This window comes from Psychrobacter proteolyticus, from assembly GCF_003350005.1.
Classification (GTDB): domain Bacteria; phylum Pseudomonadota; class Gammaproteobacteria; order Pseudomonadales; family Moraxellaceae; genus Psychrobacter; species Psychrobacter proteolyticus.
Genome location: NZ_QLKS01000003.1, coordinates 116,815 through 139,323, shown reverse-complemented (window position 1 = coordinate 139,323; position 22,509 = coordinate 116,815). Strand labels below are relative to the sequence as shown.

20 protein-coding genes are annotated in these 22,509 nt (G+C 44.2%); 16 read left to right on the top strand and 4 right to left on the bottom strand.

The window, feature by feature from the left end; translation table 11 throughout:
• Window positions 1-97: 97 nt before the first annotated feature.
• The 3 genes from DXK30_RS07755 to DXK30_RS07745 form a co-directional block, all read right to left on the bottom strand.
• Complete coding sequence (locus tag DXK30_RS07755; RefSeq protein ID WP_227670711.1) at window positions 98-547, bottom strand: barstar family protein; 450 nt, start codon at window positions 545-547, stop codon at window positions 98-100.
• 1 nt (window position 548) lies between these two features.
• Entirely contained in the window at window positions 549-1,301 is a 753-nt protein-coding gene (locus DXK30_RS07750; protein WP_114701221.1) for a ribonuclease domain-containing protein, read from the bottom strand.
• Between the two features lie 121 nt (window positions 1,302-1,422).
• Window positions 1,423-2,724 carry a glutamate-5-semialdehyde dehydrogenase gene (locus DXK30_RS07745; RefSeq protein WP_114701220.1) on the bottom strand — a complete coding sequence of 434 codons (1,302 nt, stop codon included), beginning with the start codon at window positions 2,722-2,724 and terminating at the stop codon, window positions 1,423-1,425.
• Window positions 2,725-3,155: 431 nt separating this feature from the next.
• Between DXK30_RS07745 and DXK30_RS07740 the strand changes: the two genes are divergently transcribed.
• The 10 genes from DXK30_RS07740 to DXK30_RS07695 all read left to right on the top strand — a co-directional run bounded on the left by DXK30_RS07740 (window position 3,156) and on the right by DXK30_RS07695 (window position 14,945).
• Window positions 3,156-3,461, top strand: a complete 306-nt coding sequence (locus DXK30_RS07740) for a hypothetical protein (RefSeq protein WP_114701219.1) — start codon at window positions 3,156-3,158, stop codon at window positions 3,459-3,461.
• Window positions 3,462-3,809: 348 nt separating this feature from the next.
• The gene (locus DXK30_RS07735) at window positions 3,810-4,607 is read left to right on the top strand and encodes an ABC transporter ATP-binding protein (protein ID WP_057758311.1); all 798 of its coding nucleotides are present in this window, start codon (window positions 3,810-3,812) and stop codon (window positions 4,605-4,607) included.
• Between the two features lie 337 nt (window positions 4,608-4,944).
• On the top strand, window positions 4,945-5,745 hold the full coding sequence (locus DXK30_RS07730; RefSeq protein ID WP_201508116.1) for a transporter substrate-binding domain-containing protein: 801 nt from the start codon (window positions 4,945-4,947) through the stop codon (window positions 5,743-5,745).
• A 138-nt stretch (window positions 5,746-5,883) separates the two neighbouring features.
• A complete protein-coding gene (locus tag DXK30_RS07725) occupies window positions 5,884-6,702 on the top strand; it encodes a transporter substrate-binding domain-containing protein (RefSeq protein ID WP_114701217.1) in 819 nt (272 codons plus the stop codon).
• Between the two features lie 131 nt (window positions 6,703-6,833).
• Window positions 6,834-7,763, top strand: coding sequence for an ABC transporter substrate-binding protein (locus tag DXK30_RS07720; protein WP_114701216.1), 930 nt, complete (start codon window positions 6,834-6,836; stop codon window positions 7,761-7,763).
• Between the two features lie 620 nt (window positions 7,764-8,383).
• The gene (locus DXK30_RS07715) at window positions 8,384-9,118 is read left to right on the top strand and encodes an ABC transporter permease (protein ID WP_114701215.1); all 735 of its coding nucleotides are present in this window, start codon (window positions 8,384-8,386) and stop codon (window positions 9,116-9,118) included.
• Between the two features lie 12 nt (window positions 9,119-9,130).
• On the top strand, window positions 9,131-9,856 hold the full coding sequence (locus tag DXK30_RS07710) for an ABC transporter permease (RefSeq protein WP_114701214.1): 726 nt from the start codon (window positions 9,131-9,133) through the stop codon (window positions 9,854-9,856).
• 134 nt (window positions 9,857-9,990) lie between these two features.
• Complete coding sequence (locus DXK30_RS07705) at window positions 9,991-10,707, top strand: fumarylacetoacetate hydrolase family protein (RefSeq protein WP_114701213.1); 717 nt, start codon at window positions 9,991-9,993, stop codon at window positions 10,705-10,707.
• Between the two features lie 291 nt (window positions 10,708-10,998).
• Window positions 10,999-13,215 (top strand): PhoX family protein, encoded by a 2,217-nt coding sequence (locus DXK30_RS07700; protein ID WP_114701212.1) that lies wholly within the window; start codon window positions 10,999-11,001, stop codon window positions 13,213-13,215.
• A 236-nt stretch (window positions 13,216-13,451) separates the two neighbouring features.
• Window positions 13,452-14,945: a PGAP1-like alpha/beta domain-containing protein gene (locus DXK30_RS07695; RefSeq protein ID WP_114701211.1), complete on the top strand. Its 1,494-nt coding sequence runs from the start codon at window positions 13,452-13,454 to the stop codon at window positions 14,943-14,945.
• Window positions 14,946-15,036: 91 nt separating this feature from the next.
• On the opposite strand, the gene hslO is transcribed toward DXK30_RS07695, so the two are convergent.
• Window positions 15,037-16,017, bottom strand: a complete 981-nt coding sequence (hslO, locus tag DXK30_RS07690) for an Hsp33 family molecular chaperone HslO (protein ID WP_114701210.1) — start codon at window positions 16,015-16,017, stop codon at window positions 15,037-15,039.
• Window positions 16,018-16,410: 393 nt separating this feature from the next.
• Between hslO and DXK30_RS07685 the strand changes: the two genes are divergently transcribed.
• From DXK30_RS07685 to DXK30_RS07660, 6 genes are all read left to right on the top strand, one after another.
• The gene (locus DXK30_RS07685) at window positions 16,411-17,388 is read left to right on the top strand and encodes a glutamate/aspartate ABC transporter substrate-binding protein (RefSeq protein ID WP_114701209.1); all 978 of its coding nucleotides are present in this window, start codon (window positions 16,411-16,413) and stop codon (window positions 17,386-17,388) included.
• 97 nt (window positions 17,389-17,485) lie between these two features.
• Window positions 17,486-18,232 (top strand): amino acid ABC transporter permease, encoded by a 747-nt coding sequence (locus tag DXK30_RS07680; protein ID WP_057758328.1) that lies wholly within the window; start codon window positions 17,486-17,488, stop codon window positions 18,230-18,232.
• Entirely contained in the window at window positions 18,229-18,897 is a 669-nt protein-coding gene (locus DXK30_RS07675; RefSeq protein WP_101205580.1) for an ABC transporter permease subunit, read from the top strand. The genes DXK30_RS07680 and DXK30_RS07675 overlap by 4 nt, the downstream gene beginning before the upstream one ends.
• Window positions 18,898-19,088: 191 nt before the next feature.
• Window positions 19,089-19,820 (top strand): amino acid ABC transporter ATP-binding protein, encoded by a 732-nt coding sequence (locus DXK30_RS07670; protein WP_057762314.1) that lies wholly within the window; start codon window positions 19,089-19,091, stop codon window positions 19,818-19,820.
• Between the two features lie 403 nt (window positions 19,821-20,223).
• Complete coding sequence (locus DXK30_RS07665; protein ID WP_114701208.1) at window positions 20,224-20,832, top strand: DJ-1/PfpI family protein; 609 nt, start codon at window positions 20,224-20,226, stop codon at window positions 20,830-20,832.
• A gap of 99 nt (window positions 20,833-20,931) precedes the next feature.
• Window positions 20,932-22,194, top strand: coding sequence for an FAD-dependent oxidoreductase (locus tag DXK30_RS07660; protein ID WP_114701207.1), 1,263 nt, complete (start codon window positions 20,932-20,934; stop codon window positions 22,192-22,194).
• Window positions 22,195-22,509 lie beyond the last annotated feature (315 nt).

The window sequence follows — 22,509 nt, the reverse complement described above, 5'->3', positions numbered from 1 at the left end:
ATAAATATGGCTTTATCTCGAATTCAGGTTTCTATGATGACGAATAATTATCGGTGACTATCGGCGGTCAAGCTTGCAATATACAGGCTTTTAATGACTAATTTTCTAACGCATAAGCTTCATCCTCAGATGGCACGATGACCCACAATTGTGGTTTGCCAAATTCTCTAAAGGCATCCTCAATGATGCTTTTAAAGACATTGAAGTCCTCAGTGTTTATCCTTTTGACGTCTGTCAAATCTAGCCTTAAATGAACTGCTTCACTGTCTGTTAGACAATCCCATGCACTGTCCCAGTTGTGTGAAAAATAACTAGGGAAGTCACAGGCTTTGGCTAAACTCGTCAATAGCTCAGTTTTGTCGAGCGTGTCACCGACGGCTATAGTAACAGCCTGCGCAGGAATGCTAGTACCCAGTGCTGTACCGTTTTGGTTAATGTGGTCTTGATTAACATGGCTTTGACTAACATAGTGGATGGCTTGGTTCATACTTTCTCGATTCATATCGGCTTTGTCCGTATTGGCTTGTTTCATATCAGCTCGTTTCATATTAAGGCACCTGTAGTCTTTGGAAACTATCATAGTGATCGACAGTCAAGTAATAGACAGTAGGCGGGTTACCGCCTGTGACGATACGCCGTGCGCCGCGATGAGAGACACCAGGGGTGGGCACGGTATATTCACGGTAGTAGCCTTGCGACTGAGCAGGTAGTCTGCCTTCACGGTTATAAAACGTCGTGCCATCTTTATTTGGATAAGGAAACGGGCCGCCTTGCTGAATAAGCGCAATCGTGTTGTCGACCTGTGCATCACTCGTTATACCAGCATTGGCGGCTTGGTTCGTATTATTAGTGACGTCCTGCGATACCGTTGTCGACTCGATGCTATCAGCAAACAATGTCGAATTTAAATCGCCAAAAAAATAGAAAGCGACGGCGATTATAGCGATAAGGCTAAATAGCGTAGAGCCTAAGCTTCTTTTATTGGGTTTGCTATTGTGACTGCTACGATTTGAGTTACGAGTGCTGTGATGGCTATTTCTATTAGCATTAGTAGGTGTATAGCTTGGAACATCTGATGCAGTATCTTGGTCAAGGCTCAACGAAGATGAGGTCACTTCAGTGGCTCTCAATTGATTTTTGTCGTTACGGGCACTGTTAAAATAGACACTTTGTCCAATCGTTATAGGCTTCGCCAGTCTTGCTTTGCTAATATGAAAGAACACATCTTCACTTTGATTATCTACATCGATAAAGCCATAGCCTTTATCTTCATTCCAGTGCTTAATCTTGCCACTTTGCATAGTCGTACCGCTCCCTATAATTTAAATGCATTGACTAAAATATTTATGATTTAAACGAAGAAACGCCAGCATAATTGCTGACGTTTCTGATTACTCGTTTTGATAGTGAATGCTGATATGATTAAGCACGGGTTTCGCCATGACCATAAACAATCCATTTTTGCGAAGTCAGACCTTCGAGACCGACAGGGCCACGTGCATGGATTTTGTCCGTTGAGATACCAATCTCAGCACCGAGACCGTATTCAAAACCATCAGCAAAACGGCTAGAGGCGTTAATCATAACGCTGGCCGAGTCAACTTCACGGATGAAGCGTTGCGATTTGGTATAGTTGTCAGTGATGATGACATCGGTATGATGGCTGCCGTGCGTATTGATATGCTCAATCGCTTCGTCAATACCTGCGACCACTTTTACCGCTAGGATAGGAGCTAAATATTCAGTATCCCAATCCTCAGAAGTGGCAGCTGATAAATGACCTTGAAGTTTAGCATTGTCATTTAGGATAGCTTGTGATTTGTCATCAAGACGTAGTTGCATTGCATCATCAGCAGCGACGATGGCCTCAGCTATTTTAGGCAATAGCTCATCTGCGACTGTTTCATCGACCAGTAGCGTCTCCATCGTGTTACAAGTGCCGTAGCGATGTGTTTTGGCATTGACGCTAACTTTGATTGCAATCTCAGGATCTGCATCACTATCAATAAAGGTATGGCAGTTACCATCTAAATGCTTAATTACAGGTACTTTTGCATCGTTGCTGATACGCGCAATCAGACCTTTACCACCACGTGGCACGATGACATCGACATATTCAGTCATAGTAATCAGCTCACCAACAGCTGCACGATCGGTCGTCTGTAGCACTTGCACGCTATGTTCTGATAGATCAGTATGGCTAAGACCTTTGATGATGCATTTAGCAATGGCTTGGTTAGACTCAAATGCTTCAGAACCGCCGCGTAAAATAATGGCGTTGCCTGACTTGAGTGCCAGTGAGGCAGCTTCTAATGTTACATTAGGGCGCGACTCATAAATCATACCGACTACGCCAAGTGGTACTCGCATTTTTCCCAAATGTATACCCGATGGCTGATAGGTCATGTCAGTGACTTCACCGATTGGGTCAGGAAGGCCAGCGACGTCTTTAAGACCTTGTAGCATACCGTTAAATCGTGCTTCGTTTAATTCCAAGCGATCGAGGAGTGCGCTATCAAGATTGTTTTTTTGACCGTTGTCCATATCGATTTTATTAGCTGCCAAGATGTCTTGTTTGGCATTGACCAGCTCATCATGAATGGCCAAGAGTGCTGAGTTCTTATCGCCAGTATTGGCAGCAGCCAGCGCGCGAGAAGCGGCTCGTGCTTGCTTGCCGACAGACTGCATATAGGTCGTAATATCCGTAGTATTCGATTGACTCATAAATTATTTTCCTTATGTGATACAGGTTTTTTATAACTAAAAGCACCCAGTTTTATATAGGTAAAAGTACCTAAAAAGGCGAAAAATGTCGCAAAAAAAGAAGTTTTGAATGCCTACTGAAATAGCGATAGGTCATTATGCTATTTAACATAGAGCAGATTGAGACGATAGTAAAGATGATTTTGTGAACAGAATCCGCTTTGCAGCGCTCTTGTAGGGGCTTATTTAAAGTAATATTGCTGATGCTAAGCGGTATTTATTCAAGACAATCGCGTTATCAGTACTACACTATATCTTTACGTGTTTTTAACAGAATTGCGCTGTAAATACTAAGGTAGCCGCGAGATATCCTCAGTATAGTAAGCATTAAAACAGCAAGGCTATCAGTAGATAGTACTTAATCTTATTATGATGAGTGATGGAGAACGAACATGTCTACGAAAAATACAACTTATAAAAATTGGTTAACGGTTGGTTTGGTCGCAGGTGCTTTGGCACTAGGCGCTTGTAGCAAAAAAGATGACACACCGATGGAGACTGAAGCTGATACTACTGTAGACGCTCAAACCTCTGTAGAAGAAAGTGCAACAGCGAGCGACAATGACGATGTTGCCGTTGCTAGTGCCGATGATGAGGGTATGGACGTTACCAATAACGATGATGTGGCAGTGGCAACAGCAGAAGATGCAGATATGATGGACGGTACTGAAGACTCAGAGCATGTATCGACGTACTAATCGCATGCTATAGAATGTACTAGCGCCATATTAAATGTACTAAGCACATACTATAAATAGGCAGTTATCAGATAACACAACGCCTCGCATTCTAAAGTGATAAAATAAAGCCCAGAGCGATAAATGCAGTCTGGGCTTTTTTGTATTCGTAGTTTGTTAGAAGCTGATTAACCCGTTGGTTAAATACAATATTTGCCTTTTTACTGCGTAATAAGAGACAATATGGCATTTTTCTCTTTGCCTCATCAGGCATATTACGATAATGCATCTAGATGCTTGTACTATATATAGATATAGCTCTTATTTTATTCGTGTTTTCACTCATATTTATTGGAAGTCTGCTGAACCATGCTTGATACTGCAAAAAACCCGACTCGGCCTATCGCCCTAGACTTACAAGACATCCATAAAAGCTACGGCTCATTAGAGGTATTAAAAGGGGTATCCCTGACTGCCTATGATGGCGATGTTATCTCTATTTTGGGCTCATCTGGCTCAGGTAAGTCGACGTTGCTGCGTTGTATTAATCTTCTAGAAAACCCCAATCATGGCCGTATCTTGATCGGTAATGAAGAGCTGATGCTAAAACCTGCCAAATCAGGTGAGCTACAAGCAGCAGACGTGAAGCAACTAGAAAGCTTGCGCGCACGCGTGGGGTTTGTCTTTCAGAACTTTAATCTATGGCCGCATAAGACCATTCTACAAAACATCATCGAAGGGCCAACGCAGGTCTTAAAGATTAAAAAAGACCAAGCGATTAGCGATGCAGAAAAGCTGCTCGATAAAGTAGGCCTGCTCGACAAAAAAGACGCTTATCCAGCCAACTTATCTGGTGGTCAGCGTCAGCGTGTCGCAATTGCCCGTGCACTTGCTATGCAGCCACAAGTTCTATTATTTGATGAACCAACCTCTGCGCTAGATCCTGAACTGGTCAACGAAGTACTTGCGGTAATGCGCGAATTAGCAGAAGAGGGACGTACGATGCTTATCGTTACTCACGAAATGCGCTTTGCCCGTGAAGTATCAAGCAAAGTCGTCTTTTTACATCAAGGTGTGGTTGAAGAAATTGGCACACCTGAGCAGGTCTTTGACAACCCTACCTCTGAGCGTGTTAAAGACTTTATGGCGTCACACCGTCCTACTTAGTTACTAATTATTAGTTTTTTGCCTAATATCATGTCTAATACAGATGGTGGCAACGCTCTTGCCACCATTTGCCCTGCCAAACGTAAAATCACTGTAACGTAACCATTGTTGACTGTTTATTGCCCAATGATAACTATGAGTATGCAAAACGTTTGTTTTTGATATTTTACTCAGGTATTATCAAAAGGTTTATAGGCCGTCGCGTCTCGTGGCTGTCTGTTATTCTGCTATCTATATTGCTTGTCTGGCAGGGACGTCAGAGAACAAAATATCAGAACCCTAAGTCAGAAAATCCTGTCAAAAACTTATGTAAAACCCATCAGAATTTAAGGAACGTATGATGTCGAATTCTCGCCTATTGTGGTCATCAATGACCGTTACTGCTGCATTGATGTTGAGCGCTTGTAGCCAACCTGCCGATGAAACAACCGATACCAACGCTGACGCCCCTGCAGCAGAAACCACTGGTAAAACCATTCGTATTGCAACCGAAGGCGCTTACCCTCCATTCAACTATACCAATGCCGATGGTAGCTTGTCAGGCTTTGATGTCGATGTCGCAAATGCGCTATGTGATCAGATGCAAGCTGAATGTGAAATCGTCGCTCAAGATTGGGACGGTATTATCCCAGGTCTATTGGCACAAAAATATGATGCGGTTGTCGCAGGGATGTCTATCACTGCTGAACGCCAAGAAAAAGTCGATTTCACTGAGCCGTACTTTGCCAACACGATGGTATGGCTAACCAACAATGATGGCAATTTTGATCCGATGGCGATCAACAATGTCACACTAGGTGGACAGCGCTCTACCACGCCAGGGGCTTATCTACAGGATAACTACGAAGGCAAAGAAGGCAACACGGTTCAATTGTATGACAACTATGACAATGCTTACTTGGATCTAAAGTCTGGTCGTAGCGATGCGGTATTGGCCGAAAAAGTCTCTGCCAAATCATGGTTAGCAGACAATACAGAAGGCTTTGGTATTGTTGGTGATGAAATTGATAACGATGACAACATTGCGATTGCTGTGCGTAAAGGGGATGGCCTCAAAGCAGAATTTGATAAAGCATTGAGCGAAATCCGTAGTAACGGTGAGCTTGCACGCCTTGAGCAAAAGAACTTTGGTCAATAATGTTTTCCTGAATGTTTGTACTCAAAACAAGCGATGCTGATAAGTAAAAAACGGTTCAGTATTGCAGAAACAGTTGAGTATAAAGTAGTCAGTAATAAGTGATGATACGGCTGGTAAATATATTAAGGAATAAGAGATATGACAATTTCAATGAGCAAAAAAGCATTGTGGCTAGCGCCGCTTAGCGCAGCAATGCTAATGTTGGCAGGTTGTAACAATAGCGCAGCACCAGAGGAGAGCGCTGAAGCTGATACCGCTACCGAAGCACCTCTAGATATCAAGATCGCCACAGAATCAAGCTATAAGCCTTTTAGTTACACAGACGCTGATGGCAAGCTAATCGGTTATGAGATTGAACTGGTTGACGCATTGTGTGCACAGATGAAAGCTGAGTGTGAAGTGATCTCACAAGATTGGGATGGTTTGATTCCAGGATTGAACGCACAAAAATTTGATGCAGCCATCGCTGGTATGTCGATCACCCCTGAGCGTCAAGAAGTGGTTGATTTTAGTGACCCGTATTTCTATAGCGGCATCATCCTAATTGGCAAAAAAGGCGATGACCTCAGTGTCGATGCGCTAGCAGGTCAGCCAATTGCGTCACAGCGCTCAACGGTATCTTCACAGTATCTACAAGACGAACATGCAGATGCTGATATCAAGCTATATGACACGCAAGACAATGCGTACCTAGACCTAACGTCAGGCCGAGTACGCGGTATGATGTCTGACAAAGTCACTGGTACTGATTGGCTAAAAACCGAAGCCGGCAAAGATTACGAAATCAAAGGTCAAGAGATTAGCAGTGACGATGATGCGATGGGTATTGCATTCCGTAAAGGCGATCCATTGGCTGCAAAATTCAATGCGGCATTGGCTGAGCTAAGAGACAATGGCACTTATGACCAAATCACTGGCAGCTACTTTGGTACCAGCTCGACCGCTGCTGCACAATAAGTAGTCGTCACGGATGGTGCCGAAGAGGTAGTGGTCGCCGACGAGGCGGCAACTAACTAAAAGGACGTCTAGCGAGCGAATTCTTGTTCCTCAAAAGGATGTTGTTTAACTAAGAAAACCCAAGGATGATCATGAGCGACCATTGTGCCCCAGCCTGTGCCACGATTGGCAAATCTGTTATGAGTACCATAACGACCAGTCGTCTATCTGTACCGTTGTTTGCATTAGCGACTGTTTTTGCAGTCTCTGGTTGTAGCAACGGTCAAGACAATGCAGGCGATACCAATCCAGAGGCTACCGATACAGCGGCAGTCACAAAAGAGGACGTATTACGTATCGGTACTGAAGGGGCGTATGCACCTTTCAACTATACCAATGCGGATGGGACACTTGGCGGTTTTGATGTTGAGATAGCAGAGGCACTCTGTGCCGATATGCAGGTGACTTGTGAGATTGTAGCGCAAGACTGGGACGGTATTATCCCTGGTCTAAAAGCAGGCAAGTATGATGCGATTGTGGCGGCGATGTCGGTCACACCAGAGCGCGCAGAGCAGGTCAGCTTTACCGATCCGTACTTCAGTAATGCTTTGGTTTTTTTGGCCAAAAAAGACAGTAGCTTCGACCCCAGCAACCCTAGCGATATCGACTCTAATTCGATTGCCGCACAGCGCTCGACTATCTCATCACAGTGGTTTGAAGACACCTACCCACAAGCTGAGATGAAGCTTTATGATACGCTAAGCAATGCGTTTTTGGATCTTGGGTCGAACCGTGTTGATGCCATGATCTCCGATAAGCTACCAGCGATAGAGTGGCTCGGCTCACCTGCTGGTAGCAAATACGCGCTAAAAGGTGACGAGATTGATATCAATGATAACTTTGCCATAGCAGTACGCCCGGGCGATCCGCTACAGGCAAAAATCAATCAGTCTCTAGCCAATATCAAGGCTAATGGTACATACGATACAATCAATGAGAAGTACTTTGCGGTATCAGCAGCGGAGACGAGCACGGTCAGCACAGGAGCTGCTGAACAGCCAGCGGTAGCAGATGCTAGCTGATGTCTAATAGCAATAAAAATTACTGATTCAAAATTACTGTTTTGATTCGCAAAAGGATATCGCTGTCATGGCGATGTCCTTTTTTATCAATTCCTAAACGTGCTCTATACTCAGAGCATAGTCATCGTTATTCCCCATCCGTTTTACTCAAATTTAGTCAGTTTTTTTCCTGGTTATCAGTCCAAGTATCTGTTTAGGTACGGTTTAGGCACAGCTTTTACGCGTCAGTATTAACATCACGGCGAGTGAATATGATAAAATCAGCGCTCATTTCTACCGTGTCAATTATCGTAGCGCTAATCGTATTCTTCTGACGTCGTTTTTTGACGCCGACCATCCCTACTGATTTGGTATAAAATACGGTGTTTCGCCGCGTTCAGCTATTGATGCTGATTCTTTTAACTCATATTTTGCTAGGGCGTGTCTTCATTTTAAAAATGGTAATAAAAATGAGATAAATTGCAGTCAAACAAAGAAAATAGCGCAAATAATATCGAGATATTAGTCAGCTATTTGACGCCGTTTGGCAAAATTTAGCCGTTTTTAAACCATTTAGATGTCTATCGATTGAATTGAAGACATGCCCTAATTGCTAATATAAAGAGACTGAGTGGATAATCGTGTTTGACTTACAAGGATTTGGCGCGCTTTTATTAAGCGGCGCTACCGTCACCATACAGCTTGCCGTGACCAGTTTAATTATTGGTCTGGGCTTAGGCTTGCTTGGCGCAACTGCAAAGATGTCCAACATCTGGTTACTGCGTAAGCTTGCGACTGTCTATACTGCGACGATGCGCGGTATTCCTGAGCTGTTATTGGTGCTCTTTATTTATTATGGCGGCTCTATATTATTGATGAGCATCCTCAAAAAGTTCGGCTATAACGACTATGTCGAGATCAGTGCTTTTTGGGGTGGTGTCATGGCACTGTCTATTGCTTTTGGTGCCTATGCGACTGAGATTTTTCGCATGTCCATCCAAGAAATTCCGGTAGGTCAGCGCGAAGCGGCGCAAGCGATTGGTATGCGTCCTTTTCAGACGTTTTATCGCATTACATTGCCGCAGGTATGGCAGATTGCACTGCCTGGTCTGGGTAATTTGTTTTTGGTATTGCTCAAAGATACGGCATTGGTATCGGTCGTGGGTCTCAAAGACATTATGTATCAGTCTTCACGAGCAGCGCAGTCAACACAGCAGCCATTTACCTTTTATATGGCCGCCGCGATTATTTATTTGGGTCTGACCATGTTGATTACTGGCTTTATGATGTGGCTTGAATGGCGCGCCAATCCTGCGGCACGCTATGCCAAAAAGATAAGCCGTCAATCCACTCACAGTCAATCGACCATAGGATAGAGGAGAGATACTATGGATTGGAATTGGCAGGTCATTTTTGATCATATCCCTGATTTACTAGGCGGCGCGGTATTGACCGTACAGCTGGTTGTGATCTCAGGTATTATTGGGTTGCTCTTCGGCTTGGTTTTGGCATTGTTACGCCTGTCGAAAAACTGGCTCGTACAGATACTTCCGTTTTTATATATCTTTTTCTTTCGTGGTACGCCGCTGCTGGTACAGATATTCCTGATTTATTATGGTTTGGGTCAGTTCGAGGCGGTACGCGAGTCGTTTTTATGGGAGCCAGTACTTAGCCAAGCATACTGGTGTGCTATCATCGCCTTTACCCTCAATACCAGTGCCTATCTCGCTGAGATTATACGCGGTGCGATTCAGACGATTCCTATTGGAGAGCTTGAAGCTGCTGATGCACTTGGTATGTCAAAATGGCAGAAGCTTACACGGGTTACACTGCCGCGTGCGTTTGGTATCGTGATACCGGCCTACAGCAACGAAGTTATCTTTATGCTAAAAGGTAGTGCGCTGGCTTCGACCATCGCTTTGATGGATATCACGGGTGTCGCTCGTACAATTAGTGCGCGTACTTATACCTTGATGGAGCTGTTCTTTGCCGCGGGTATCGTTTATTTACTGTTGTCATGGGTGATCTTATTTAGCTTTAGATTGTTTGAAAAGCGCATGAATCGTCATACCAGCTATGTGCCACCAGATGTGGTTACCAATACGATTCCATAGTTAGCAGTTAGCAGTTAGCAGTTAGCAGTTAGCAGTTAGCAGTTAGCAGCTGATTATCGAAATCATTAGGGTGACAGTAGACAAGACAGTATGGAGTGCTGGTAAGTATTCATTATTTACAGGGAGAGTCTAATATGAGCCAATCACCACATGTGTCGTTAGCCAATGCTATCGCAGCGGGTGTCAATCAAGAGCAAAGCGTTAATAACCATAACGATAGTCTCCGCGCTACTATTGGCAAAGTGGTCTGTGTAGGTCGTAACTATGCGGCGCATGCTGCAGAATTAGGCAATGAAGTGCCGTCATCGCCAATACTATTTATGAAGCCAGCGTCTTCGGTGGTTTCTATGCGTAGCGATGTGATCCGACCCAATCCAGAGCAGTTTGGCGAGACGCATTATGAGGCTGAACTATGCATTCAGCTGTCCGCTGATTTGTCTATGGCGACGATTGAGCAAGCGCAGCACGCAATCGGCGGGGTGACATTAGGTCTGGATTTGACCTTGCGTGATTTGCAAAGCAAGTTAAAAGAAAAAGGTCATCCGTGGGAGCGTGCCAAGTGTTTTGATGGGGCATGCGTGATTGCCGATTGGCTTGATCCGCAAGCATTTGGCAATCTTCAAAACGTACAGTACCAGCTGACTATCAATGATAAATTAACTCAAGATGGTGATAGTGCTTTGATGCTGTTTCCCGTCTATGAGTTACTGGTCAATATCAGTCATGCCTTTAATTTGCAAGCAGGTGATGTGATCATGACTGGTACACCAAGTGGCGTAGGCGTCTTGCAAGCAGGCGATCAGCTTAAGCTAAAACTGGGTGCTCATGAGTGGGTATCACAAGTACAGTAAGCCTGATTGCGATAACAGATACATATTAAAAGCCCCGAGCAATTGCTTGGGGTTTTTGTTTTTAAGCCTTTATTTTTTAAATTTGCTAACTGCCAAACAATGCTACCTATCTAATTATTCTATTTTTAAATAATCATCAGTACAGTCGATTGTCATCAGTTTGTCACCTATTGTTCAGCGTGCTGTCATAAAGGTTGAGTAGACTTAAGCGGAATTCGTATTTTTGTGGTCGTAATGATAAAGCCGCGATCAACTCTCTGCCAATCTAGCCTAATAGCAAGGTGACTGATAATGACATTATTGAACAATGAGCGAACGCTTGCCCACGAAGTGGTTGAAGACTCAAATCCTACTAATAATACTGACTTTCAGACGATTATCAATCGTCGATTGAACCGCCGTAGTATCCTAAAAGGTGGCACAGGGTTGACGGCTGCTGCATTTTTTGGCGCATTACCTTTGGTCGGTTGTAGTGAAGACGACGATAGCAGTATTGTTGGTAATGACGATAATGCCGCTATCCCTGCACAAGGTGATTTGAAGCGTCCTGATACTTTAAAGTTTGAGGCAGTCGCGCATTCAACAGCGGATACGATGACCGTAGCAGCAGGCTACAAGGCAGAGATGATATTACCACTTGGTACGCCACTAAACTCTGGTATCGAGGATTGGAAAGACAATCGTGAGCAATCAGCAGAGTCATTTGAATGGCGTATGGGTGACAATCATGATGGGATGTGGTTCTTTGGTAAAAACGGTAACGCTTACGATGCTAAAGCGTCAGAAAACAGCTTGCTAGTCATGAACCATGAATACGTCAACAGCAGTGAGCTTAGTCCATTTGGCTATTACGTCACTCAAGATAACGATGCTGCGCCTATCTTTCAAAACCGCCGTCTCGCAAGCGACGTCCGCCGTGAAGTCAACTGTCATGGCGTCTCAGTGGTTGAGTTAACTCGCCGTGCAGATGGTATGGGTTATGAGATGGTACCTGATTCTAAATACAATCGCCGCATTACTAGTAGTACAACAGCGCAATTGGCTGGCCCTGTGGCAGGCTCTGCTCTGGTCAAGACCAAGTTTGACCCGACAGGCTATCAAACTCGCGGTATCAATAATAACTGCGGTGCAGGTCTGTCACCGTGGGGTACTTATCTGACTACCGAAGAGAACTTTTTGGGTGTGTTTGCCCGTGGACAAGATGCCAGTCAATTGAGCGCTGGTGATAACTATGCTCGCGAGCGCTACGGTGCGGTGGAGGACTTCCCAGGTTGGGAGTATCTATGGCATACCCCAGAGGCAAAGGATGCCAAAATAGCAGACGAGTTCTCACGCTGGGATATGACCGCAGTCGGTGCCAGTGCTGCTGAAGATTATCGCTATGGCTTCAATACTTTTGGTTATATTACTGAAATTGACCCATTTGACCAAAACTCTATACCGCAAAAACGTACCGCACTGGGCCGATTCGCTCATGAAAACTGCGCGTATGCTCCTGTTGAGCAAGGTAAGCCAGTGGTATTCTATATGGGTGATGACGCCCGAGGTGAGTACATTTATAAGTTTGTCTCCAAAGCGATGTGGTCAAAATCGGACATCGGTGGTGGACTAAAATCAGGTGACAAATATCTGAATGACGGCACGCTATACGTGGCGGTATTTAACGAAGATGGTAGCGGCGAGTGGAAAGCACTCGTCCATGGTCAAAACGGACTGGATGCTTTCAACAGCGTATTGCCGTTCAATGGACAAGATGAAGTATTGGTCTTTGCCCGTGCAGCTGCCGATGCTGCTAGTGCTACTAAAATGGATCGTCCTGAATGGGTATCGGTCAGTCCTATGACAGGCGATGTCTATGTGACATTGACCAATAATAAATATCGCGGCGTACGTGACGACCAGCCTGTCTCAGCCTCCAATCCGCGTAGCTATCAATCAAGCGGAAAAGCGCTTGGTAATGACAATGGTCACATTATTCGCTGGGCAGAAGCGGGCGGCGACCATGCTGCAACGAGCTTCGAATGGGATATTTATCTGTTTGGTGCGCCAAGTGATCTATCGGCAGAAAACCTCTCTCAGTTAAATGACAATAATGACTTTTCTTCACCTGATGGGCTATATTTTGACCCGCGCGGTGTCTTATGGATTCAGACAGATGACGGCGCTTATACCGATACCAGTAGCTGCATGTTGCTCGCGGCTCTGCCAGGCAATGTCAGTGATGGGTCGATGACGACCACATCGGCAGGGCAGTCGACCCGAGTTGGCACATCTGCTAGCAATGATAATATTAAACGATTCTTTGTCGGTCCTGAAGGATGCGAAGTAACAGGCATCACCATGGCACCAGATTTCAAAACGTTGTTTATCAACATTCAGCATCCTGGCAACACATGGGGCGCTGTCGCTGGTGGTAGTATTCCTCGCTCAGCGACTGTGATGATTACTCGCGAGGATGGTGATGTCATACTGGCAGAATCATTTGATACGGCTGACAGTACGACGTAGATAGATAAGCTATAGGCGGATAATAGAAACAACTAAAATGCTCACAACCATAAAAAACCCAAGTTAAGGCTTGGGTTTTTTTATTATTATATTGATTTAATAGTTAAAGAGACCGTCTATCAGTAATCTGGCTCTGCTAGTCGCCATCCCGCTCTAAAGTCAAACCATTCACTTCTATTTGCTGCAGTTACAGGATAATATAGACCATTACTTTTCTCGCTGAATGTGCAAATATTATGAGCAGTCCAAATGTGTTTTATAACGACGGTGTTAGTGACAGCGACGCTCAAAATGATAGCAGCTATACTCGTACTCACCATGAGCTCGATGCGCATTTTGTCCCAGATGCGAGTGTACCGCTACACAGTCATCTATATGAGCAAATTGACCAACTCGAAGCCATCGATATGGATGAGTTGGTAAAGCTACTAGCAGATTCGGATGACAGTGATGGAATCAACAAAACACCTGTGTCTTTGGCTGATTTTTTTGAAGGATTGGCTCAGCTTGCCACCATGGGTGTGGTTGAGATTACAGAAATCGTAGAAGCCATCCACCGTGAAGTTATTCTTCGTCCGCTAGGCCGATTCAATGACAAACATTTAAATAAATGGTCGCGCGGATTTACTGGACGTATCTATGGCACGATACGTCATGTCATGCAGATGGTCGGTAATAATCTGGCGTCTGTACTACGCATATACAAAAACCTAATTCTCCAAAAGTCAGTGCAGCCACTACCAGACTCACTAAAAAAACTGGTGAATGTACTCAATGGTGTCATGGGTGATCATCTGGTCAATAATCAGAATGCGCTCGCCATTCCGATGATGCTATACACTCAAGATGGCCAGCCACAAAATGAAGTACTATCAGGCCGCATCGCTATTTTGTGCCATGGTCTATGTATGAGTCATTTGAGCTGGCAAGCCCAAGCGGATAATGATTTGGGCGAGGCCATTCATATCAGCCAGCCTGATACCACGGTGCTGTATTTGGATTACAATACGGGCCGACGTATCTCACGTAGCGGCCGTAAGTTTTCTCAATTGCTACAAGCGCTGGTCGATGACAACCCAAATATTAGTCAGATAGATCTGGTTGGACATAGTATGGGCGGCTTGGTCTCTCGCAGTGCACTGTTTTATGGTGAGCAAGATCGCCTAGACTGGATAAAACGCGTGGGCAATCTCATCACGCTAGGTTCGCCGCATCATGGAGCAGTGCTTGAGCGTATCGGTAATTATGTGCAAGACATCATTGCCAAGCTGCCGTTTGCAGGCTCACTAGCCAAGCTCGGTGATATGCGCAGTGCCGGTATTATTGATCTACGTCATGGCAGTATTCGCGATGCAGATTGGAAAGCATTAGAAGGACGTAGCGTACTACCACAAGATTTTCGTCATCCTGCGCGCTTGCCAAGTGGTATCAAGACTTACTTTATTGCTAGTGCGTTGCTTGAGACGCATTATGATTCTAAGGTAACGGACCTGCTAGGAGACAGCTTGGTATCGGTAGCTTCAGCCTTAGGTGAAGATGACGCTGAGCATGCTTTGTTTGTGCCAGATGGTCATAAAGCAGTGTTTTATGGCGTTAATCATATGAACCTGATTCATAGTAGGCGAGTACGCGAACAAGTGGTTGAATGGCTACTTGATAATGGTCGAAGTGACTATGCTGGACGTCCGCGCATACATTCTTATCCTAGAAGTTTAGATGTGGCGGTGTAGCGATTTAATGATAAAAATAAAAACCCCTCAAGCATCACACTTGAGGGGTTTTTGTATTCTATAAACACTGATTTATAGCAAGCAAGAAAACTTACTCAGCAAATATTGCTGCTACGTCATTTTTGTTGAACTTATAGACTTCACCGCAGAATCCGCAATCCATCTCAAATGTACCGCCTTGCTCTTCGACGATATCTAACGCTTCCGCTTCGCCGATTTGCTCGATTGCTATTTCACACTTCTCGCGTGAGCAAGTACAACCAAATGATAGAGGCGCAGGCTCAGGTGCCACGATGTTTTCTTCGTGATACAAGCGATAGAGTATTTCGTTGGCATCCAGTGTGGTTAACTCTTCTGGTTTGACTGTGCGCGTCAATACAGACAAGCGCGTCCACAAATCATCATCGATACCTGCATCTTGATTTTGCTCAACTTCAGACGTTTCTTCAGCAGTGCGCGGTAGCATTTGTACTAAGATACCACCGGCTTGCAGGCCGTCAGATGCCAAGTTAATCAACGTTGGAATCTGTGCTGATTGCTTTTGATAATGCGCTAAGCAGTCAGCTAGATTGTCGTGGCTACGCTCAACGATACCTTGGTATGGCTCACCGCCATCAGGCTGAATATTGATAAACAATACGCCTTGTCCCATCGCACCAAGCTCAGCAAATGCTTCTTTGGCATGGATCATATTGTCCCATGCTTGTACTTGCTCATCCGTCTCGCCTTTCCAGCTAGCAAGTGCACGAATGATACCGTCTTGATCGCACTCTGCCATTGCCCAGTTTAGTAAGCTGTCACTGTCTGATGACTGCAACTGAATAGATAGGCGGCCGTTGATTTTGACCGTACTGATTAGCAAACTCGCTGCCGTCAGCATCTCACCCAATAAGCGTTTGATGGCTTCAGGGTAGGGCTTTTGTGCAATCGTGCTCGCGTAGCTACGTGATAGGCGTACCACATCACCGCGCACGGGAGAGTCTTCAACAAAGAAACGTTGGCGAATGTCGTTGCTGCCATGGTTGCCAGTAGTTTGGCTGTCCGTATTTGGGACTTGGATATCTTGAGTCATAAGTCATTTGTAGTATAGAGAAGTTGTTTGCTTTATGGGGATTACTGCCGATTTATCAATCTCACTTAGTAGACTGTCTTGACGATTATAAGCAGCAAAGGTTAATAACGAGCTTAAATAACCAAGCAGCTGTTTGTACAAAGTTCTGAGTAGGTAGCCGCTATAAGCCAACATTTTATAGCCAGAATATAAATATATTCATAAATATGTACTCTCTCAAAAAAAATTCACCCTCTACTGCAAATTTGTTGTACAGTAACATTAAGTTGCATTGTGATAAACAATAGCAACAACCGTACGGATGCGGGGCAATGAGGTCAGTCAATCAGACTCATGTCTTCAAAGCACTCATTCAATCTTGTGATAAAAGCTTGTGATAAAAGGATGTATTCCATGACCCACTTATTTTCTAAACCGTTGACTTTGGCTGCCTTTATGGCATTGAGCTTAGCTGGTTGTAACAACAGTAGCCAGACCAATACAGATGCTGCGCCAGCAGATGATGCTACCACGACAGAAACCACGACTAACGGCACGCTACAAAAAATCAAAGACTCTGGCACCATCGTTGTCGGTCACCGTGACTCATCTATTCCTTTTTCTTATATTGCTGATGATCCTAATCAGCCGATTGGCTATGCGCACGACCTAGAAATGAAAGTGGTTGAAGCAGTTAAGCAAAAGCTAAATATGCCAGATCTTAACGTTCGCTATAACCTAATCACTTCGCAGACTCGTATCCCGTTGGTACAAAACGGCACGGTAGATTTTGAGTGTGGCTCAACCACCAATAACGAAGAACGTCAAAAGCAAGTCGCTTTCTCAAACGGTTTCTTTGAAATTGGTACGCGTCTGTTGACCAAAAAAGACTCTGGTATTCAAGACTTTGAAGGTCTAAAAGGCAAGACTCTGGTAACGACAGCAGGCACGACTTCAGAGCGCTATATCCGTCAATACAACGATGACAACAAGATGGATATGAACATTATCTCAGCAAAAGACCACGGCGAAGCATTTTTGATGTTAGAAAATGGTCGTGCTGATGCCTTTATGATGGATGATGTACTCCTTGCTGGCGAAAAAGCCAAAGCAAAAAATCCTGATGAATGGGTTATCGTTGGTGAGCCACAGTCTTTTGAAATTTATGGTTGTATGATGCGTAAAGATGATCCTGAATTCAAAGCCGTCGTCAATGAAGCGTTGAATAATGTCTTTAGCTCAGGTGAGATTAATAGTATTTATGACAAATGGTTCTTGAACCCAGTCCCGCCAAAGAATGTCAATCTAAACTTTGAGATGTCAGACAACTTAAAAGCCTTGATTGCCAATCCGCATGACAGCGCTCAGCCTAAAGAAACAGTAGCGCAGTAACGCTCATTGTCCCTCAACATAGCTTGCCTATACGTTCAGATAGTCAGTAATCTTATTTGACGTATAGGCTTATCAATCGTTGCTCGGAGAGACAACCATGAATTATAGCTGGAACTGGGGTGTGCTCTTTGAGCAGACTGGTATTGGCAACGAGCTCTATATCCATTGGATGATCACTGGTCTTGGCTGGCTGTTATTAATTGGCAGTATCGCATGGGCCATCGCTATGGTTGTGGGTACCATCTTTGGTATCATGCGCACCTTGCCCAACAAGACCGCTCGTGCAATCGGTACGGCTTATGTGACATTTTTTCGCAATATTCCACTGCTTGTTCAACTGTTCTTTTGGTTTTATATCGCCCCTGGCTGGCTCACGCCGACGATACAAGAATGGTGGTATAAGGACTTGTCTCCGAATACCTCAGCCATGTTATCCGCCAGTATCGGTTTGGGCTTATTTACTGCTGCTCGTATTGTTGAACAGGTACGGACAGGTATTGAGTCATTACCGGATGGACAGATTAATGCGGCTTATGCGTTAGGGTTTAGTATTCCTCAAGTCTATAAAGAAGTGCTGCTACCGCAAGCATTCCGTATTATCTTGCCACCGCTCAGCTCTGAGCTGACCAACTGTTTTAAAAACGCCTCTGTGGCTTCGCTCGTGGGGGTAATGGAGCTGATTAGCCAAACCAAAACCATCAGCGAGTACACTCAAAATAGTATCGAGATATATACTTACGCGACGATTATTTATTTGGTTTTCAATTTATCCTTAATCGCTATTATGGGATTGATTGAACGTAAATTGCGTGTGCCTGGGCTTATTGCGGGAGGTCAGAAATGAATATGACCGAATTGGCAACAGCCTATCCTGGTTTGATGGGTGGCATGCTTACCACCTTAAAAGTATTGTTCTTGGCTATTTTGGGTGGTATCAGTTTAGGAACTGTACTGGCATTGATGCGCTTGTCAGGTATCAAAGCGCTTGAAATTCCAGCCAAACTATACGTCAATTACTTTCGCTCTGTACCTTTGCTATTGGTATTACTGTGGTTCTACTTTGCTGTACCGATGATTTATCTTTGGGTAGCGGGTAAGTACCTGCAACTCGACGCTGCGTTTGCCTCTTGTGTGGTCGCATTTATGATGTTTGAGGCGGCTTACTTCTCAGAAGTGGTGCGTGCTGGTATTCAATCGATTGGTAGCGGGCAGGTCAATGCGGCAAAAGCGCTCGGTATGACTTATGGGCAGACCATGCGTCTTGTCATCTTGCCACAAGCCTTTCGTAAGATGCTGCCATTGATTTTGCAGCAATGTATTATTTTATTCCAAGATACGACACTGGTATTTGCCATTGGTTTGACTGACTTTTTCCGCGCAGCCTACGTGCGCGGAGAGCTAATGGGATTACTCACGCCGTATATCCTAGGTGCTGGTGCTGTCTATTTTGTGATTAGCTTAAGTGCTTCTATTGGCGTGCAACAATTACAAAAGCGTTTGCGGTTTTAATTGAGCGTATTTTAATAGAGCTATCGCTTGCGCTTTTGAGTGTTGGGAGCTTGAATTGAGCATTTGATTTACCTTTTTTAAATAATGATTATCGAAAATAATGTGGTTAGGAGCCAGTGATGAGCAATGCTGATACGTACTTAAATGCCTTTGGCGGGCTGGTTACCAATAGTGGTCATGCTAGTGATGAGATGGTCATTGAGATATCTAATGTCAGTAAATGGTATGGAGATTTTCAAGTACTGACTGACTGTACGGCGCATGTACATAAAGGTGATGTCGTTGTTGTTTGTGGTCCATCGGGCAGTGGTAAATCAACTTTGATTAAGACAGTGAATGGACTTGAGCCTTTTCAAAAAGGTGACATCATGGTCAATGGTATCTCTGTCGGTGATCCGAAGACTAACTTGCCCAAGTTACGTAGCCGTGTCGGCATGGTATTTCAGCATTTTGAGTTGTTTCCACATTTGACTATTATTGATAATTTAACCGTGGCACAAATCAAAGTGTTGGGCCGTAAAGAGTCTGAGGCCAAACAAAAAGCGATGGCCTATCTAGATCGTGTTGGTCTGACGGTACAAGCGGCGAAATATCCAGCGGAGCTCTCTGGTGGTCAGCAGCAGCGCGTTGCGATTGCGCGAGCGTTGGCCATGGATCCCGTCGCAATGCTGTTTGATGAGCCAACCTCCGCGCTTGATCCTGAGATGATTCAAGAGGTGCTAGATGTGATGGTCGAGCTGACTCGTGACGGTATGACCATGATGTGCGTGACGCATGAGATGGGCTTTGCCAGTCAGGTAGCCAATCGTATTATCTTTATGGATGAAGGGCATATCGTAGAAAACTGTAGTAAGGATGAGTTTTTTGAAGGGGCAAAAAGTGACCGTGCGCAGATGTTCTTATCGAAGATTTTGAATCATTAAATACACTTTGGTTTACGATTGTTTATAGCAGTATTTCTAATATGAAGACGTGTTCTAAAGCTTACTTTTCTTTCCACTGCTAATAATCATACAAAGCGCCTTATTAAAGACAGTTAAACGCTATCTTTAATAGGGCGCTTTGTATTGAGCTTTTTTTGTATAGCTATTTGAAAAACGATTTTGAGCCTATGATGTTTACACACAAGGAGTTTGAATAAGGTAGCTTTGAGACTATAAAGCCGCTGAAAATAGAGCGAGAATTGTTGTCGGATTAGAAAGATAGCAAACGGTAAAGGCAGATGAAATGGCTCATCTGATTAATCAAACAAGTTTGGAAAGGTAGTAGTCATAATATAGATGAGTTTAATTTTATTTAACGCTATCAACTTAGTTAGGATTGAATATGACGCTAAAACGAACCGTCGGCATACTACTGTTCAATGAAGTAGAAGTACTGGATTTTGCAGGACCTTTTGAGGTGTTTTCGTTGGCTGAAAATGCTGCCAGTGCCAGTGATGATAAGCACTTTAAGGTTATAACTATTGCTGAGCATCAAGCCACTATATCCGCTAGGAATGGCCTACAAGTTATTCCTGACTATAGTTTTGCCAATCACCCAGACATTGATGTTTTAATCGTCCCTGGTGGTTACGGTGCCGAAAAAACAGAAATATATAATAAGGTGGTAATTAATTGGATTATCACTCAAGCAAGTTTGGCAGAGCTGACGCTTTCAGTGTGTACAGGAGCGTTGCTATTGGCTAAGGCAGGTTTGCTAGCTGGTAAGCCAGCAACCACGCACTGGATGGATTTGGATAATTTAGCATCCTATCCTGATATCGATGTAATCTCGCATACTCGTTTTGTAGATGCTAGTGATGATACTGGTAATATCATCACATCAGCGGGGATAAGTGCAGGCATCCATGCAAGTCTATACTGTATAGAAAAATTAATAGATAGTGAAACTATGCGTGCAACAGCGCATCGCATGGAGTTCGATATTGACTAAGTGAATTGCTAGATAGGTGAGTGAATGGCTGTTTACTGATACAATAGCGGTCAATATTTTTGATAATTAAAATAATTCATAAACCATATTGGAGTTTGTATGAGCGTAGAAAACCTATCTGTAGCATCGAATACAGTAGCAAAAAAAGGTGTCGTTATTATTGGTGCAGGACTGGCAGGCTGGCATGTCATTGATGCCATTCGTGCCAAAGACACAGAGATTCCAATTACCCTAATCACGGCTGATAGTGCCGACCGTTATCATAAGCCAATGCTGACAATGGCAATCAGCCAAAACAAACGAGCATCAGACTTGGTACGGGCATCTGGTAGCGAGGCGGCGAACACAGCAGAAGTGACGTTGCTAGCCAATACGCAAGTGACAGATATCGATCCAGTGAGCCAAACTGTACAGGTACGATCTACTGCACAGTCAGATGATGCGCTGACAACTATCGGCTATGAGAAAATGGTACTGGCGATGGGCGCGCACCCTATCTTTCCTAAAAGTCTGCCACAAGATTTGGTCTGGCATGTCAATCATATCGAGCGTTTTAGTCAGCTACAAGAAAAGCTAGCAACAGGTAGCCAGCACGTTGCGATCGTTGGTGCTGGTATGGTGGGTACAGAAATCGCAGAAGACTTGCTTAAAGCTGGTCATAAAGTAACGCTCATTGATCTAAACGATGCACCGCTTTCACAGATGTTACCAGCAAAAGCAACCGCACGTATCGCCAAAGCGATCGAGTCGCAGGGTATTCAATTCTTAGGCGGTTATCAAGTATCAGCTGTCACTCGTGTTAATGACGATGACAATAACCATGACAGCGAAGATGCCGAGAAACTACAAGTGGACTATGCATCGTTATCATCGGATGCAGACAATACTGATACTCAGCCGCTCGAACCACTGATTGTAGATCATGTGATTGCCAGTACAGGTCTGACAGTCGATGAGCAATTACCTGCGGCGGCTGGTGTGGAATTCGATCGCCGTACGGGTATCGTAGTGGATGCAGCGACGTTACGTACCAATGCAGCGAATATCTATGCCATCGGCGACTGTATGTCTATCAATGGGGTCGCTTGTCGTTACGTTGCGCCATTACGCGCGCAAGCTGCGACTATCGCTGACGATATTTTAGGTCACGAACATAGTGGCTATGACCATAAGCCGCCGATGATTCGCCTAAAAAATAAAGCCATCTCTGTGATTGTGACGGGTGTACCGCAAGCAGCAGGTAATTGGCAAGTGAAGACTGAAAGCGACGATGAGCTAATCATGGATTTACTTGATGATAACAGTGCAGTGAGTGCAACTGTGACGATAAAAGTGCCTGCCCCTGCCGTACCTAAAGCATAATGATAGGCGTGTTTTAAGAGAGCACGTTTAAAACGCAGTATTAATGATTGAGCCAGCCCTTATTTATGATGTGGCTGGCTTTTTTTTGTCAAATATTTGCCATGTTCTTATAATGATTTCTTTAAGCAAGAGTTTTATGTGACTAATTAAATGATACATTATGTATTGATATTGTTGACATGTTTTTATTTAAGGCGCTATATTGGTTAGGGTGTGATTTGACTATCATGTCTAGTAATAAAAGATATTCAAGGAAGAATATTGTGTTTACTGTAGTAGTGCACTTCTACTTTCTACGATAATAGATTGACATAA

What these genes read in the sequence shown, in the direction of transcription:
- DXK30_RS07755 (WP_227670711.1), bottom strand. Translation starts at nt 547, where the DNA reads ATGAAACGAGCTGATATGAAACAAGCCAATACGGACAAAGCCGATATG.
- DXK30_RS07750 (WP_114701221.1), bottom strand. Translation starts at nt 1,301, where the DNA reads ATGCAAAGTGGCAAGATTAAGCACTGGAATGAAGATAAAGGCTATGGC.
- DXK30_RS07745 (WP_114701220.1), bottom strand. Translation starts at nt 2,724, where the DNA reads ATGAGTCAATCGAATACTACGGATATTACGACCTATATGCAGTCTGTC.
- DXK30_RS07740 (WP_114701219.1), top strand. Translation starts at nt 3,156, where the DNA reads ATGTCTACGAAAAATACAACTTATAAAAATTGGTTAACGGTTGGTTTG.
- DXK30_RS07735 (WP_057758311.1), top strand. Translation starts at nt 3,810, where the DNA reads ATGCTTGATACTGCAAAAAACCCGACTCGGCCTATCGCCCTAGACTTA.
- DXK30_RS07730 (WP_201508116.1), top strand. Translation starts at nt 4,945, where the DNA reads ATGATGTCGAATTCTCGCCTATTGTGGTCATCAATGACCGTTACTGCT.
- DXK30_RS07725 (WP_114701217.1), top strand. Translation starts at nt 5,884, where the DNA reads ATGACAATTTCAATGAGCAAAAAAGCATTGTGGCTAGCGCCGCTTAGC.
- DXK30_RS07720 (WP_114701216.1), top strand. Translation starts at nt 6,834, where the DNA reads ATGAGCGACCATTGTGCCCCAGCCTGTGCCACGATTGGCAAATCTGTT.
- DXK30_RS07710 (WP_114701214.1), top strand. Translation starts at nt 9,131, where the DNA reads ATGGATTGGAATTGGCAGGTCATTTTTGATCATATCCCTGATTTACTA.
- DXK30_RS07705 (WP_114701213.1), top strand. Translation starts at nt 9,991, where the DNA reads ATGAGCCAATCACCACATGTGTCGTTAGCCAATGCTATCGCAGCGGGT.
- DXK30_RS07700 (WP_114701212.1), top strand. Translation starts at nt 10,999, where the DNA reads ATGACATTATTGAACAATGAGCGAACGCTTGCCCACGAAGTGGTTGAA.
- DXK30_RS07695 (WP_114701211.1), top strand. Translation starts at nt 13,452, where the DNA reads ATGAGCAGTCCAAATGTGTTTTATAACGACGGTGTTAGTGACAGCGAC.
- hslO (WP_114701210.1), bottom strand. Translation starts at nt 16,017, where the DNA reads ATGACTCAAGATATCCAAGTCCCAAATACGGACAGCCAAACTACTGGC.
- DXK30_RS07685 (WP_114701209.1), top strand. Translation starts at nt 16,411, where the DNA reads ATGACCCACTTATTTTCTAAACCGTTGACTTTGGCTGCCTTTATGGCA.
- DXK30_RS07680 (WP_057758328.1), top strand. Translation starts at nt 17,486, where the DNA reads ATGAATTATAGCTGGAACTGGGGTGTGCTCTTTGAGCAGACTGGTATT.
- DXK30_RS07675 (WP_101205580.1), top strand. Translation starts at nt 18,229, where the DNA reads ATGAATATGACCGAATTGGCAACAGCCTATCCTGGTTTGATGGGTGGC.
- DXK30_RS07670 (WP_057762314.1), top strand. Translation starts at nt 19,089, where the DNA reads ATGGTCATTGAGATATCTAATGTCAGTAAATGGTATGGAGATTTTCAA.
- DXK30_RS07665 (WP_114701208.1), top strand. Translation starts at nt 20,224, where the DNA reads ATGACGCTAAAACGAACCGTCGGCATACTACTGTTCAATGAAGTAGAA.
- DXK30_RS07660 (WP_114701207.1), top strand. Translation starts at nt 20,932, where the DNA reads ATGAGCGTAGAAAACCTATCTGTAGCATCGAATACAGTAGCAAAAAAA.